Origin of the sequence: Desulforamulus hydrothermalis Lam5 = DSM 18033 (assembly GCF_000315365.1) — a bacterium.
Lineage (GTDB): Bacteria > Bacillota > Desulfotomaculia > Desulfotomaculales > Desulfotomaculaceae > Desulfotomaculum > Desulfotomaculum hydrothermale.
Window position 1 is genome coordinate 401,023 of the sequence record NZ_CAOS01000003.1, and the last position, 13,702, is coordinate 414,724.

11 protein-coding genes are annotated in these 13,702 nt (G+C 50.0%); 5 read left to right on the forward strand and 6 right to left on the reverse strand.

The features are described 5' to 3' along the window. The first annotated feature begins 99 nt into the window (after positions 1 to 99). On the forward strand, positions 100 to 1,062 hold the full coding sequence (gene mnmL, locus DESHY_RS02930) for a tRNA modification radical SAM protein MnmL/YtqA (protein ID WP_008410300.1): 963 nt from the start codon (positions 100 to 102) through the stop codon (positions 1,060 to 1,062). Between the two features lie 57 nt (positions 1,063 to 1,119). Here the strand turns inward: mnmL and DESHY_RS02935 are convergent, their stop codons facing one another. The 6 genes from DESHY_RS02935 to glpX form a co-directional block, all read right to left on the reverse strand. Then, a complete protein-coding gene (locus DESHY_RS02935; RefSeq protein WP_008410301.1) occupies positions 1,120 to 1,971 on the reverse strand; it encodes an ABC transporter permease in 852 nt (283 codons plus the stop codon). Beyond that, a complete protein-coding gene (locus tag DESHY_RS02940; RefSeq protein ID WP_008410302.1) occupies positions 1,971 to 2,903 on the reverse strand; it encodes an ABC transporter ATP-binding protein in 933 nt (310 codons plus the stop codon). The genes DESHY_RS02935 and DESHY_RS02940 overlap by 1 nt, the downstream gene beginning before the upstream one ends. Continuing rightward, entirely contained in the window at positions 2,900 to 5,254 is a 2,355-nt protein-coding gene (locus DESHY_RS02945; protein ID WP_008410303.1) for a DUF7408 domain-containing protein, read from the reverse strand. The genes DESHY_RS02940 and DESHY_RS02945 overlap by 4 nt, the downstream gene beginning before the upstream one ends. Before the next feature lie 3 nt (positions 5,255 to 5,257). Continuing rightward, positions 5,258 to 6,718, reverse strand: a complete 1,461-nt coding sequence (locus tag DESHY_RS02950) for a PD40 domain-containing protein (protein ID WP_008410304.1) — start codon at positions 6,716 to 6,718, stop codon at positions 5,258 to 5,260. Further along, the gene (locus DESHY_RS02955) at positions 6,718 to 7,254 is read right to left on the reverse strand and encodes an RNA polymerase sigma factor (RefSeq protein WP_008410305.1); all 537 of its coding nucleotides are present in this window, start codon (positions 7,252 to 7,254) and stop codon (positions 6,718 to 6,720) included. The genes DESHY_RS02950 and DESHY_RS02955 overlap by 1 nt, the downstream gene beginning before the upstream one ends. Positions 7,255 to 7,384: 130 nt before the next feature. Further along, on the reverse strand, positions 7,385 to 8,353 hold the full coding sequence (gene glpX / locus DESHY_RS02960) for a class II fructose-bisphosphatase (RefSeq protein WP_008410306.1): 969 nt from the start codon (positions 8,351 to 8,353) through the stop codon (positions 7,385 to 7,387). Positions 8,354 to 8,549: 196 nt separating this feature from the next. Between glpX and DESHY_RS02965 the strand changes: the two genes are divergently transcribed. The 4 genes from DESHY_RS02965 (at position 8,550) to DESHY_RS13310 (ending at position 13,697) form a co-directional block, all read left to right on the forward strand. Further along, positions 8,550 to 8,699: a hypothetical protein gene (locus DESHY_RS02965; RefSeq protein ID WP_008410308.1), complete on the forward strand. Its 150-nt coding sequence runs from the start codon at positions 8,550 to 8,552 to the stop codon at positions 8,697 to 8,699. 96 nt (positions 8,700 to 8,795) lie between these two features. Next, positions 8,796 to 10,001 carry an MFS transporter gene (locus tag DESHY_RS02970; RefSeq protein ID WP_008410309.1) on the forward strand — a complete coding sequence of 402 codons (1,206 nt, stop codon included), beginning with the start codon at positions 8,796 to 8,798 and terminating at the stop codon, positions 9,999 to 10,001. 221 nt (positions 10,002 to 10,222) lie between these two features. After that, complete coding sequence (locus tag DESHY_RS02975) at positions 10,223 to 10,762, forward strand: YpiB family protein (protein WP_008410311.1); 540 nt, start codon at positions 10,223 to 10,225, stop codon at positions 10,760 to 10,762. A 193-nt stretch (positions 10,763 to 10,955) separates the two neighbouring features. Beyond that, on the forward strand, positions 10,956 to 13,697 hold the full coding sequence (locus tag DESHY_RS13310) for an EAL domain-containing protein (RefSeq protein WP_008410313.1): 2,742 nt from the start codon (positions 10,956 to 10,958) through the stop codon (positions 13,695 to 13,697). Positions 13,698 to 13,702: the final 5 nt, after the last annotated feature.

The following is a 13,702-nucleotide window of genomic DNA, read 5'->3' on the forward strand; positions in this document are numbered from 1 at the left end:
TAAATGTCAGCCTTGACTGTAATAGCCCGGCTGCAGCCTCTCAGTTGCCCGGCGCAAGCAGTGTTTGGCAAATATTAAAGCAAATATGAGGGATGCTGTATGTATGAAAAGACAAATCGTTACCGCCGGTATTCTGACCATTTGATGAAAAAATTTGGCGAAAAAGTTTATAAACTGCCGGTTAATCTTCCCGGTACCTGCCCTAACCGGGACGGCAACGTGGGCCGGGGCGGTTGTATTTTTTGCGATGAAGCAGGAGCCGGCTTTGAGTGTCTGCCCAATACCATGAGCATTAAACAGCAGGTACAAAAAAACCGGGAATTTTTTATCAGACGCTTTAACGCCAAAAAATTTATTATTTATTTTCAAGCCTTCAGCAATACCTATATGCCATGGCAGCAATTTAAAGCTAATATGCTGGCAGCTGCCGATGAACAAGACGTGGTGGGCATCTCGATTTCCACCCGGCCGGACTGCATAGAGGACTCTTACCTGGATTTTTTGCAGGAATTGCAAGCTGCACGAGGTTTGTCCATTAACCTCGAACTGGGCCTGCAGACGGTTAATTATCACACCCTGGTAAAAGTAAACCGCGGACATACGCTGGCAGAATTTATTGATGCTGTGCAGCGCATCAAAAAAAGAAATTTTGAAATCTGTACCCATATTATTTTAAACTTGCCCTGGGATAACTGCCTGGACGTCATTGAAAATGCCAAGATCCTCTCGGCACTGGGGATTAATTACGTTAAACTGCATGCTCTTTATGTGGTGAAAGGAACCGTGCTGGCCCACATGTATGAGAAAAAAGAATTTTCTATTATTTCTTTAGAGGAATACATCGACCGGGTAGTTACCTTCCTGGAGTACCTGGACCCCCATATTGTAATTCAACGCCTGGTGGGAAAAGGCCCGCAGGACAACCAACTGTTTTCCAACTGGCATACCAGTTGGTGGAAAATCAAACAAGCCATTGAACAAACTCTGGCGGAGCGAGACACCTGGCAAGGCAAGAAGTGCGATTATCTGAACGGTAAAGCTCTAAAGTTTTTTACTGCTTAGGTTCCGGACAGAAAACATCCCGTTGCCCCGGCAGAAGGGAACGGGATGTTGTTAATGTTATCTGAATAACTTTTTCTGATGATTAACAGGATTTAATTGCCAACCGCTCCAGAGTATCAGGATAACACTAACACTCAGGCAGGTGACGGCATAAATTCCCCAGTAGGGCAGCCACATCTCCCGGCCGGGACCGAAAGCAGCATCCTCCCCGAGAATACGCAGCATCACCAAAATGGGGTTGGTATCCTGCAGCAGCTGCACGATAAGTGGTGTCTGCTGCAGGTTAGTCATGGCCATCCGGGCCTGCTGCTGGTATAGTTCATAAATAAACCCGCCCAAGAAAACAGTGCCTAACAGCTGAAAAAAGACAAGGCCGTAGGATGTAACGGTACTGACACCGGTTCGTTTAAAATAAGTGGAGCAGCTGACACCGATGGCCGCATAAAACAAAACTGACACCAGAAAGAAAGCCAGCACTCCCAAAATTTGCACCGGCGCCAGACCGCCGTACATGAACACCAGGCTGTACAAAGGCAGACTGGCAAACAATAGTATTACCGTAAAAGAACAAGCGGCGGTCATTTTACTTAACACAATGCTGAGGGGACTCAGATCGGTTGTTAATAAAACGTTTAAGGTTTGCCTTTCCCTTTCCCCGCTAATAACCCCTGCCGTCAGGCCAGGCACCACAAAAGCCAGCAACCCCAGCTGGGCTAAACATAATACCGTAAAAATTTCTTTACTGCTGCCTGGTTGAAAAAACTCAGGAGCCACGCGCCAGCGCAGGTAAATAAAACCCAGAACGGCACTGCCCAACGCCATCAAGTAAAGCACTATCACCAAAGAAGAGCGGTAAGAACGAAAACGCTGCCGCAACTCTTTGAGTAAAACCGGGTTTAATTCCCTCATCAATATGACACCTCCCCGGTTACTGCCATAAAAGCATCTTCCAAATTCCCTTTCATCTCAGCAAACTCCAAAACCTGCCAGCCTTCATTCATAATGTCCCGCAATAACCGGCCCTGGGCAGCTTTGTTGCCGGCCAAAGCTACTTTGGCCCAACCATTCTCACTGTCGACGCTGACAATGTCGGGCCGTTTATGCAAATAGTCAAGCAGCTCCTCTAACTTATCCGCCACCTCGATTTTAAATACCCTGCTTCCTTGCCGGGCGGCGGTAACTTCTTCCACTGTTCCATGGGCCACCAGGCGTCCCTGTTCCATAATGGCAATATTGTCGCACATCTCTGCCAGTTCCGGCAGAATGTGCGAACTGATTAAAATTGTTTTGCTCATACGGCGCAGTTGACGAATAACTTCTTTCATTTCCGCCCTGGCTCTGGGATCAAGGCCGGAGGCCGGTTCGTCCAAAATCAGCACAGCCGGGTCATGCACCAGGCAGCGAGCCAACGCCAGCCGCTGCTTCATGCCTCGGGAAAGAAAATCCACATAGGTATCTGTCTTGTCCGAAAGGTTTACCAGCTCCAGCAAATCTTGAATTAAGCGGGGCCGCCGGGATACCGGTATGCGATAGGCAGCGGCATAAAAATCCAGGTACTCATTGGCTTTCAGCCCGTCATAAACGCCAAAGAAATCAGGCATATAACCAATCATCCGGCGTACCGCCGCCGGTTCCCGCACCACGTCGTGACCTCCCACCGTGGCACTGCCGCCATCCGGCGCCAGCAGGGTAGCCAAAACAGACATGGCTGTTGTTTTGCCGGCGCCGTTGGGACCGATTAAACCGTAAACCCGGCCGGTTTCAATATTAAGGGTAAAATCCCGCAAAGCATAGTTATGGCCGTATATCTTGGTTAGGTTTTTCATTTCTATGGCGTTCACCGGCTTCTCACCCCTTCCACAGTCAACACAGGAAGTTCTGCCCTGTCCGGCTTGCCAAAACCGGCTATTTTTTCCAGCTTGAAGCGACATTCACCGGTGGGGGCAACAAAGCGTTTAAATTCTGCCAGATCAATCCGGTCACCGGCCTCAGGTATATCTTGCCACTTGTTTTCTTGCCAATCATAAATTTGCCTTGCAAGATTTTGATTTTCCCGGGGCAGGAATTCAAGGGCAACCGCCTTTAAATCGTGTTTGGGCAGCGGGCGCTGCAGGTTAATCTCCAAAATCAGTTTGCCTTCATAAAGTGTGTAGCCCAGGGGTGTTTGGCTAAATGCTCCGCTGCTCTCAACCACCCGAGGGAAATACATGTCGTTAGGCAATGTTATAGCCTTGTCCGCCGGGAACTGCAACGGCAACTCCTGGGTTACTAACACCAGGTTATAGTTGTAGGCTTTTTCCTGCCCAAGAATTTTAAACATGCCCAGGGAATCCTCGCTCCAGCCGTAAAATACCGGTTCACTGCCGTAGTCCTGCAGTCTGGGCCCCAGCACCATGTCAACCATCTGTCTTTCCCGTATATAAATGTCACTGCGGCCCGGTACAGCGGGCGGCACCAGCAAATCCCTGAATTCATTGGGCCCTAAACCGCCCGGGCCTTTGGCCAGAGAGTGATTTACCTCAACACTGCCGCCAGCCGGCAACCGGTCGATTTCAATGGCACGCCCTCCCAGCAAAATCCGGCAGTCTCTTAAATTAAGCGATGTCCGGTTGGTAATTTTTCCTTTAAGGTAGCCGTTTTCTATAATCAAGCTGCCGCTGAGGCTGCCTATATCTTTTTTAAGGGCTGTGGCCCTGGCCTGGCGCAGCGACCAGTATTCCACATCCGGGAAAGAAATGCGGGGAGCCGCTTCAGAATACTGGATTATGGGCTGCTTTTGTCTGGCAAAATAGGTGCTGGAAGGCCAGAGAACCGCCCCCGGAACACTTTCGATATTCAAGGTGCCGCCGCTGGGCGTAACAAAGGCTGCCGTTGCGTTAACTTCCGCCTTATTGCCATCCATAATTTCAATCACCGCCAGGGTCTGGCTGATGGGAACATGTACCCGCTGGGCAGGTGACATAAAGTAAACCACCAGGGTTGAAACAACAGCGCCGGCCGGGATTAACCACCACAGCCAATCCCGACGGTCATAACGCTTCAACAGCAGGTAAAGTCCCGGCCCAATCACCACAATATACGCCCCCCAGGCAACAGCTACCCGGGGCACCGGCGGCATTTTAAATTGGGGCAGATAGGTAGCTGCATGCCCCAGCATATCGTTGTTGTACATCCTTTTTTCCCTGGCCGTTTGCATTTTGGCGTCCAGGCTGTTGGGTCCGGATAACTGCCCAAATACCAGCGGCCAGAAAGCAGCGGACTCCGAAGTAAGGTTCTCCAGAGGTATGCCGCTGTACACCACCCGTCCTTTACCGTAATCCCTGGCTGCAACTACAATTACGCCGTTCACCCGGGCTAAAACCTCACCCTGTGTAAGGGAACCGGTAATAACTTCCATGCTGCCTTTAACAATCCGCAAACCGCCCAGATCAGCCGCAACCACCTGGCGGCCGGCCGCTGTTACAGGGGATATTTCCGCCAGGGGACCACCGGGATACGTCCCTGCCCCGCCGGAAATTAACAGCATACCTCCCAAGGCTACCCAATCCTTTAATAATCCGACCTGCCTGTCAGAAAGCCGGGCGGTGGCAACATCATCCACGATAATGATATCAGCCAGCGATAATTCCAGGGGATCCTGGGGCAGATAGTCCGGCGGCATATATTTGATGGCCGTTTGACCGCCAAAGGTTTGATCCAGCCAGGCGCTAAGCCCGCCTTGCAGGGGTTTTTCCCCCAGGCTGAGAGCAATAAAACCACCGTTCACCGCCGTCCCTTGAATAAGGCCGGCGGCCACCGGCTTGCCGTCTACCAGCAGTACCAGCCGGGCTTCTTCGTTGATCAGTTCGCTGGGTACCACCAGGGTGGTTGTCAGCAACCCGCCGGCCGGTACTTTAATGGTTTTTTGATAGCGGGTATACTGCTTTGTCTGCTCCGGATATTTATCGGTTGGTTCCACGACCAGCAAACCATTGAAGGCTTTACCCCGGTTAGCGACGGTGACAGTCAACCCGACCGGCAGACCTAGCTTGTAAATACCGCTCAGGCCAGGCTGTACCGCTATCCGAACAGGTGCCTGCTCCCCTGCTGCAGCCGCTGCCGGCTGCAGCAGGCTGACCAGCAAACCTGTCCAGCTTAGCAGTAATCCCATGATCATAATGCTGCTCATTTGTCTCTTGGCTACCAAGCTCATATCTCACTCTCTCTCCTTTTCCCACCGTTCTTTAAGCGGCAACTTAAATAAAGCCACTGTGTCACCGTCCCGGCGGGCAAACAATAACCATTTACCCTCGGGGCCCAAAACCTGCCCCTCACATTTTTGCACTTCATTTAAAACCAGTGTTTTCGGCCCGGGCAACCCGCTTAACTCTTGCTGGCGCAGCCAGTTGATTTCCAGGCTGCTGATGCGGCTTTCCGGTGCCACCAGCAGATGACTGTGGGCTAACCACCCGGCATCTTCCTTTATCTTTTTTAAGGCCGGGGCTCCGTCCTTACCCAGGTAAGCCACCCTTATTTCCGCCACCTGCTGGCGCACACTGAACTGCGGTTCCCCGTTAGGCAAAAAGGTCAGTATCCGTTCCTGTTCCTTGCCGGTACAAAAGACCAGATAACCCTTATCACTCCACACCGGGTTTTCCCCCTGGCCCAACAGGTCAGCTCCCCCGGTTTCCATATTCACCAGCCAGAGTTCGTAACTGCCGGACCTGCCGGGTCTTTGCACCACCAAATGCTTGCCGTCCGGTGACCAGGTAGGTGCATCCCCTTCGGTTATCAGTTTTTCCTCACCGTTAGCATTGCGGTACCAAACCTCCGGCGTCTTGCCCAGGGAGGTTACCACATAAACCAAGCCTTTCCCGTCAGGCCCGTAAACCAGCCGGGAATAATACTTGGTTTTTGACTGACGGGAGGCACTGCCGTTTTCTTCCTTAGTTCCTGATTCCACAGCCGCCATAACCTTGGGCCGGCCGGCATCCATACTGCCGGGCGAGTGCAATAATAAGGAACGGGTTTTGCCGTAGGATAAAATTTCCTCAACAGACAATTGTTTTATTTCCTCGCTGTAATCTGTACTCAAAACCAAAGCCACCTGTCGGCCGTCAGGGGACCAGCTGGGCGAACGGAAGGCCGCCCCTGCCGGCGGCTCCAGATAAGCCAGTTGCATGCCTGTGTCGGAAAGCAGCACCAGGCCGCCTCCTCTTACCACTAAAATTTTACTGCCATCAGGACTAACCGCCGGCTGCAGGTCGCTTGCTTCAGTCCAAAAACGCGTTAACTCTTGAGGCGTGCCGGCCGCTTCCAGGTACACCGTACCGCCGCTGAACCGCCAAAAAACTGCGCACGCCAGTAAAACCAGCAGAGCGGCGGCAACGGCCGCCAAGGGCCTGAACCAGGGATGCCGGCCTAAGGAGCCTGGTTGATAGCTGCCGGCTGTATTCAATTGCCCGGCTTGCTTTTGCTGTTGCAGCTCTGCCTGTCGTTCCAGCAGTTTTTTGCGCAGTTCTGCCTGCAATCGACGATTTACCGGCACTGCTTCCCTAACCTGACGCATATGACTTAATAATTGGGAAATGGCATCATCTCCTGTTTCCCGGACTTTCAGATAAGCCTCAATGGGGAGAACCTTATTCTCCTGATTTGAATATTTATCTTCACTCATCAGGCGCTTCCCCCTTCCCGCACGTATTTCTGTCTTAATTGTTTAAGGGCCCGGTGATGCAGCATGCGTACGGCTGACTCTGTTTTACCCAATACTTCAGCAATCTGGCTGAACCGCAAATCGCCGGCATAGCGCAGCGCCACCACATCCCGGTAATCAGGAGCCAGATCTCTCAACAGCTGTCGTAACCTGGCAACCTCTTCCCCCTGCAAAACAGCCGCCTCAGGGCTGTCATCCGAACCTGCCGCCAGTTCCAGCATTACGTCATGGGTGGCGTATTCCCGGCGGCCTCGCATGTAATCCACATAAACATTATGAGCTATGCGAAAAATCCAAGCAGCAAAGGGTCCGTCCGCCCGGTATTTGCTAAAATTTTCCAATGCTTTCATAAATACAGCGGTGGTTAAATCGTCTGCGTCCCAGGTATTGTCCACCCGGTAGCGGAGATAGCGGTTTACCGGTTCAAAATAACGGTCATAAAGTTCGGCAAAGGGTAAATCCCCGTCCGGATGCCGCCGGTTAATAGCTGGCGTCATTTTTCTACCTCATTTCACCATGATCAGGTTAAGTGCGCTTTACTAATCATAAAGACGCAGAGAAATCATAAACGTAACAGTATCAATAAAAAGGCCGCCACAATTTGCGGCGGACCTTCTCCGGTTTTTACTACTCCATGATTAAATGGGGCTTATTGGGAATACTGTGCAAGGCCTTGATCCAGCGAACCGTTTTGGTGCGGGCCCGCATCACAAGGGAGTGGGTTTCTGCCCGGTCGTTGCCCACAAAACGCACACCCCTGAGCAGTTCCCCGTCCGTTACCCCGGTGGCAGCAAAAATAGCATCCTCTCCCCGCACCATATCATCCATCATTAAAATCTGCTTGGGATCTTTCAGGCCCATTTTAATACAGCGATCATATTCTTCCTGGTTGGCAGGCGCCAAACGTCCCTGCATTTCTCCCCCCAGTGCTTTTATGGCGGCGGCGGAAATTACTCCTTCCGGCGCCCCGCCGATACCGATATAAAGGTCAATACCGGTTTCTTCAAAACAAGTGGCAATGGCAGCACCCACATCACCGTCACTGAACAACCTGACCCGGGCACCGGTACGGCGAACCGCTTCAATAATTTGCGCATGCCTTTCCCGCTCCAAAATCATTACGGTGCAGTCCTGAATTCTCTTGCGGTTGGCCCGGGCAACAATCTCCAGGGTTCTCGGAATGGGGTCATCAATATGAATTAACCCGGCGGCCCGGGGCCCCACAGCAATTTTCTCCATATACATATCCGGCGCATGCAGCAAATTGCCCCGGTCAGAAATGGCCACCACCGCCAGGGCGTTGTTTAAACCTTTGGCTACAATGTTAGTGCCTTCCAGGGGATCCACGGCTACGTCAACTTCCGGCCCGTGACCGCTGCCTACCTTTTCCCCAATGTAAAGCATCGGGGCTTCGTCCAGTTCACCTTCCCCAATCACCACTGTGCCATTTATGTTTACCGAATCAAACATGGCTCGCATGGCACTGGTGGCCGCCTGGTCAGCCTCGTTTTTCTTGCCTCTCCCCATCCAGCGTGAAGAAGCCAGGGCTGCCACCTCCGTAACCCTCACAAGCTCCAGCGCAAGCTCTCTATCCACATTAAAGACCTCCTTAAAATAAGCACTGCTGATTTAAAGCCATAAAGCCTTTTAGTAATATTATAGCACCCCCGAATCGAGATAGAATGATTTTTTTCCTTGACACAATAGTTCATATTACCTAAACTTAACCCAATATTAATTACCGCTTTATTTTGGAGTGGTAATATAAAAATACCGGAAGGAGGTAACAATTATGTCCGAAAAGGAAAAAGCCATTCAAGCGCTTATCCAAATTATTGCGCAAAACCAAGCCCGTCAAGAGCAGCAGCAGGAATTGAAGGAATGGTTTACCCGTTTGAACAGTGACTTAATGAAAGCGGTCAAATTCCTGCAACAGGCTTAACAGGGCCTTTTTTTATTGCCTTTTTGGACCTAGCTGTTAAAATATAAATAACGGTTTGCATAAGGTTTGAAAATTATTTACATGGGGGACCAGAACATGCAAAGTTATGCAGAGGCCCGGCAAAAGCGGGACTTTTTTCTTTTTATTTTGGCCGGGGCTTTTTTAGGGCTGTATGCCGGCCTCTATGAACCGTCTTTTAATAACTACCTAAATGATGTATTTCATATCAGCGAGGTGGCCAGAGGTGGTTTGGAATTTCCCCGGGAGCTGCCCGGCTTTTTAGTGGTCTTTACCACCGGCCTGCTGCTCTTTCTGCCTGATGTGCGTATTGCCGTAGTGGCCAACCTGGTTCTGGCTCTGGGACTGCTGGGGTTGGGGTTTCTTTCCCCCGGTTTCACCTGGGTGGTGGTCTGGATGATGGTCTGGAGCGTAGGCGCCCACCTTTACATGCCGTTGGAAGCAAGCATCGGTGTATCTCTAGCCAAACCCGGCGAAGAAGGCAAGCGCCTGGGGCAGCTGGGCTCAGCCAAGACGGCAGCCTCCCTGGTCGGCTTTTTGCTGGTATGGCTGGGTTTTCACTATTTTCATATAGATTACAGTTTGCTGTTTGGCTTGGCCGGGTTGTGTGCGGTGGCCGCTGCTGTCTGCCTGCTGTTGATGACACCCCGACCCAGCAAAAATAAACGCCCAAAACTGCTTTTCAAGCGTAAATACCTGCTTTTTTACTGGCTGAATGTACTGTTTGGCGCCCGCAAACAAGTTTTTCTAACCTTTGCTCCCTGGGTATTAATAAAAATATTTGACCAGCACGTAACAACTTTTGCCGCCCTGGGACTGGTGTGCACTGTGACAGGCATCCCCTTCCGGGCTTTGCTGGGCAAAGCCATTGATAAATTTGGCGAAAGGGCGGTTATCTGCACTGAATCGCTATTGCTGGTGCTGATCTGCCTGGGCTACGGTTTTGCAAATAACCTGGGGCTTGGCTCCCTGGCCATCTGGTTGGTATTTTTATGTTATGTGGGAGACCAGCTGCTTTTTGCCTGCAATATGGCCCGAGCCACTTATTTAAATAAAATAGCCGACTCGCCAGATGACTTAACCCCTACTTTATCCATGGGCCTAACCATTGACCACGCTGTTTCTATGACCATCCCTTTCTTCGGCGGGTTAGTGTGGATGAAATTGGGCTACCAGTATGTTTTCCTGGGGGCAGCCGTCATTGCGTTGTTAAACCTTTGGGCGGCCTTAAAAATACCGGCCGGCAGTTCAATAGCCGGACACTTGTCGGTCAGTGCTGACTAGCCGCTGCCAGGCTGCGGTGCACCCCAAGTTAAAATTGGCAGCGGCTAAATCTCATTATTTTAGCAACCACCTGCCGGATAGCGAATAAAAATGAAAGAGGCCGCTTCCCCTGGTTTATACAAATGTAACATTTTACCTTTAATGTAGCGGCAGGATTTAGCCTTTGCCAGGTCTAATTATTAAGTTTTAATCTAACTAATATACAAAAGGGGGGACCACCAATGTTAGCCAATAGTCTGGCCGAAAAAAGGGAAATGATAGTCTGGTTTTTGCGTACCAACAAGTTAAAAAAGCCCGAAGCAGCCCGAATATTGGAGTACATCAGGGATAACAAAAATTTGTTAGCCAGGGTTGCATTTACCGACAAACTGGCTGATAAAAAGGATGCCCTGCTGGTTTCCGCGGTGTATACAAATACCTTCCCCTTTGATTTTCGCCTAAACAATGTCAGTTATGGATCAGTAGATGAAGTTCTTCATCAGTTAAAACATAACCCGCCCAAAAAGTTGTTTGTCTGGCTTTCTTACCTTAGTCCGCCCATGTGCCGGTTATGTAACCGTTCTAACAAGAAAAATATTAAAGCTATGTCCAATCCAATGTCGGCAGCCCGCCGCATGCTGGTAGAAGCAGTACAGGCGGTAAACCGCCGGGAAGCCCGCCGCCGGGCTTTGCTGGCCCGCATTGATAAATCTTTGGATGATAAGAACTTGCAGGAATTTAAGCGCTTAACCGAGGAATTGCAAAAACTTTCGAATGAGTAATTACGCTGACAGGCCCCCTGGCAAAACCAGGGGGCTTCAGATTGTTGACAAACCTTGACGCTCCCGCCATCCTGACATTTTTACAACTTTTGCCCGTTTTGGGGGTTAAAAAAGTTTGTTGTAAAAAAAAGGTAATCGATATTCTTTGTAGTATTAAATTAAATGTTCCATTAATTAAGTGAGAGGTTTGTTCATGAAATTACCTTGTTTTCTTAGGGCATTGGTTAACCGTTTCAAGAAGTTTGCCCAACCGGTCAAGCCCAAATATGGTAAAAACGAGCTGAAGGATTATATTGACAACCTGATTACCCTTAATGCCAAAGTGGCTCCCGACGGCACTTTACTGCTGGTTAACGAAACAGCTGCCAGTTACCTTCATAAACGCCCCGATGAGCTGGTGGGGCAAAAAATCTGGGATACCCCCTGGTGGAACTATGACCCGCAGGTGATCCGTCAGCTCCAGCATGCGGTGCAAAGGGCGGCTTCCGGACAAACTGTTTATTATGAAGCTAAGAATCTTATTGGCCAAGATAAGTACATTTATATCGATTTTACCCTTAACCCGGTTTTAAATGAAAATAACGAAATACTTTATCTGGTGGCAGAGGGACGGGACATTACCGAACGAAAATTAATGGAACAAGACTTAATGTCTGCTAACCAAGAGCTGGTGGCCATTAACGAGGAACTGGTAGCCATCGAGGAGGAGTTAAGAAATTCCAACGAAGAAATATACCGGGCTCACCAAAAACTATACCATATATTAGAAACCATTACCGATGCTTTTATTGCACTGAACCACAACTGGGAAATTAACTATGTTAACAGCGAAGCAGAAAAGTTACTTTCCATAAAAAAAGCTGAGGTCATCGGTAGTAACCTGTGGCAGCTTTTCCCCCAACTTGTAGATACGTTTTTTTACAAACGGCTCCATCGGGTACAGGCGGAGCAAGTTAATGCTCATTTTGATTTTTATTACCTGCCCGGCGCAAAATGGTTTAACATTCACGCCTACCCTTCCCCGGACGGAATATTTATTTATTTCCACGATGTTACCCCGTACAAACAGGCCCAGGAAAAGTTATACCAGCAAAACCAATATCTCACCTCCCTGCACGAAACAGCCCTGGCTTTAATGAACCGCCTGGATCCGGATGAACTGTTAGCCGCCATCGCTGCCCGGGCCGCCTCTCTGCTGGGTACGGAACACGGCTGGATTTACCTGGCTAACACGGATCGGTCGGCCATCGTGCTGCGGCTGGGCATTGGCATATATAAAAAATACACCGGTTTCCGCTTGCAAACCGGTGAGGGTTTATCCGGCAAAGTCTGGCAAACCGGCAAACCCCTTATCGTTGATGACTATTCCACCTGGCCGGGCCGTTCACTCAAATTTGACTGCCCGGATGTCCGCGGGGCGGTGGCAGTGCCGCTGAAAACAGGGCAGGAAGTAATCGGGGTAATTGGTATTGGGTTTGTGGAAAAAACAAAAAAAATGCGTACCGAACATTTAAACCTGTTAACCGGGTTTGCTCAGTTAGCATCCATTGCCCTGGATAATGCAAGATTATATAACGCTGCCCAACAGGAACTGGCTGAACGACGGCGGATGGAAGAAATATTGCTGCATATGGCTTACCATGACGCTTTAACCGATTTGCCCAACCGTTCACTGTTCAATGACCGTCTGGCCGTGGCCATTGCCCAAGCCGCCCGTCATAAGAAGATGTTGGCCGTGATTTTTTTAGATCTGGATTATTTTAAAGTGGTGAATGATACACTGGGCCATGATATGGGTGATCTTTTGCTCAAAGGGATTGCCCACCGGTTAACTTCCCTGCTGCGCCAGGGGGATACCATTGCCCGCATTGGCGGGGACGAATTTACTATTCTCTTAAATGATATTAACCGCCCTGCGGATGCCTCCAGGGTAGCCCAGAAAATTATTGATAACCTGCAAGAACCTTGGGTAATCGGCAACCATGAATTTCATATCACCACCAGCATCGGCATTGCCATTTACCCGACCGATGGCAGGGATGTAGAAACTTTAGTTAAAAATGCTGATGCTGCCATGTATCATGCTAAAGAAGCGGGCCGCAACAATTTTCAATTTTATACACCGGCCATGAATGACAAGTCCTTGCAACGGCTGGAACTGGAAAATAACCTCCGCCGGGCTTTGGAAAGGGACGAATTCGTTGTTTACTACCAACCCCAGGTGGAAATTGCTACAGGAAAAATTATTGGCGCAGAAGCCTTGGTGCGCTGGCAACACCCCCATCTGGGCATGATCCCGCCCGGCCAATTTATCCCGGTGGCGGAAGATACCGGGTTAATCATTGCCATTGGTGAAAAGGTGCTGCGTATGGCCTGCACCCAAAATAAGGCCTGGCAGGACGGCGGTCTGCCGCCCATACGGGTAGCGGTTAACTTGTCGCCCCGCCAGTTCCTGCAGCAGAATTTCGTTGACAAGGTTGCTCAGATACTTAAGGATACAGGAATGTCTCCCCGCTGGTTGGAATTAGAAATTACTGAAAGCCTGGCCATGAAAGATGTAGAACTCACGGAAAAAACTTTGCTGGAACTGCGCCGCATGGGTATTACCATCGCCATTGACGACTTTGGTACCGGTTATTCCTCACTGAGTTACCTTAAGCGGCTGCCCATTGATACCATCAAAATCGACCGTTCTTTTGTCTGGGATCTTAGCACTGACCCGGACGACACCTCCATTGTCAGTACCATTATTATCCTGGCTCATAACCTTAAAATGAAGGTTGTGGCAGAAGGAGTGGAAACCCAGGAGCAACTAAACATTTTGCGGCAGCAACATTGTGACGGCCTGCAAGGCTATTTGTTCAGCGGGCCGCTGCCGCCTGATGAGCTGGCCAGGCTGCTGGCAGGGGACACAGGTATCAATATCACACATTAAGGAGG

Bases quoted from the DNA above. Each gene is read 5' to 3' on its own strand.
- DESHY_RS02965 (WP_008410308.1), top strand. From the start codon at position 8,550: ATGTCCGAAAAGGAAAAAGCCATTCAAGCGCTTATCCAAATTATTGCG.
- mnmL (WP_008410300.1), top strand. From the start codon at position 100: ATGTATGAAAAGACAAATCGTTACCGCCGGTATTCTGACCATTTGATG.
- DESHY_RS02970 (WP_008410309.1), top strand. From the start codon at position 8,796: ATGCAAAGTTATGCAGAGGCCCGGCAAAAGCGGGACTTTTTTCTTTTT.
- DESHY_RS02945 (WP_008410303.1), bottom strand. From the start codon at position 5,254: ATGAGCTTGGTAGCCAAGAGACAAATGAGCAGCATTATGATCATGGGA.
- DESHY_RS13310 (WP_008410313.1), top strand. From the start codon at position 10,956: ATGAAATTACCTTGTTTTCTTAGGGCATTGGTTAACCGTTTCAAGAAG.
- DESHY_RS02935 (WP_008410301.1), bottom strand. From the start codon at position 1,971: ATGAGGGAATTAAACCCGGTTTTACTCAAAGAGTTGCGGCAGCGTTTT.
- DESHY_RS02975 (WP_008410311.1), top strand. From the start codon at position 10,223: ATGTTAGCCAATAGTCTGGCCGAAAAAAGGGAAATGATAGTCTGGTTT.
- DESHY_RS02955 (WP_008410305.1), bottom strand. From the start codon at position 7,254: ATGACGCCAGCTATTAACCGGCGGCATCCGGACGGGGATTTACCCTTT.
- DESHY_RS02950 (WP_008410304.1), bottom strand. From the start codon at position 6,718: ATGAGTGAAGATAAATATTCAAATCAGGAGAATAAGGTTCTCCCCATT.